This is a genomic window from Sphingomonas sp. CCH9-E2, from assembly GCF_001557215.1.
Lineage (GTDB): Bacteria > Pseudomonadota > Alphaproteobacteria > Sphingomonadales > Sphingomonadaceae > Sphingomonas.
In genome coordinates, this window is record NZ_LSJM01000369.1 from 1 (window position 1) to 1,042 (window position 1,042).

General features: G+C 68.0%; 1 protein-coding gene. It reads left to right on the plus strand.

What is annotated here, in order from left to right:
- Nucleotides 1-117: 117 nt before the first annotated feature.
- Nucleotides 118-1,042 (plus strand): CaiB/BaiF CoA transferase family protein (locus AX681_RS17200; protein ID WP_066682549.1); only part of this gene is annotated, 925 nt, incomplete at its 3' end.

Genomic DNA, 1,042 nt, shown 5'->3' on the forward strand with positions numbered 1-1,042 from the left:
ATCTTCTCCCCTCCCGCTTGCGGGAGGGGCTGGGGGAGGGCCTATCCTCCTCAACCGGCTTTGCAGCGTGCTGACATGCCCTCCCCTAGCCCCTCCCGCAAGCGGGAGGGGAATCTGATGAGCAACCTCCCCCTCGAAGGCGTCAAGGTCGCCGATTTCTCCTGGGTCGGCGCTGGACCGCGCGCGACCAAGGATCTGGCGGACATGGGCGCAACGGTGATCAAGATCGAATCGCGCAAGCGGCTCGATCTGGGCCGCCTGTCGCCCCCGTTCGCGACCCCCGGCCGCGATCCCGATGCCTCGACCTTCTTCGCGATCACCAACACCAGCAAGCTGGGGGTGACGATCAACCTCAACGATCCGCGCGGGATTGAGGTCGCCAAGAAGCTGGTCGCCTGGGCCGATATCGTCGTCGAGAATTTCAGCCATGGATACATGGATCGCATCGGGCTGAGCTTCGATACGCTGAAGGCGATCAAGCCCGACATCATCCAGATCAGTGTCAGCGTCGCCGGGCGCAAGGGGCCGCTCGGGACGATGCGCGGATACGGCAATTCGGCGGGCGCGCTGTCGGGCATGGCGGCGCTGTCGGGCTGGGCCGATCGCGACCCGCATATGGCGCCGTTCGCCTATGGCGACGTGGTTGCGCCGATGTTCGCGACCGTCGCGACGCTCGCGGCGCTCGAACATCGCCGCCGGACCGGCGAGGGCCAGCTGATCGACATCAGCCAGACCGAGCCGCTGATCCACGTGATGGCCGACCGCTTCCGCGCGGAGCAGACCGGCAGCGGCGGCAAACCGGGCAACCGTTCCGCTCACCGTGCGCCGCAGGGAGCCTATCCGGCGCGGGGCAAGGACCAGTGGGTCGTGATCGCAGTGCGCAGCGATGCCGAATGGGCCGTGCTGGCAGAGGCTGCCGGCATCGCCGACCCGCGCTTCGTCACGCTCGCCGGGCGCAAGGCGCATGAGGACGAGCTGGACGCAGCACTGTCGGCATGGACGCGCGGACAGGACAAGCGGGTCCTTGCCGACCGGCTCGCCG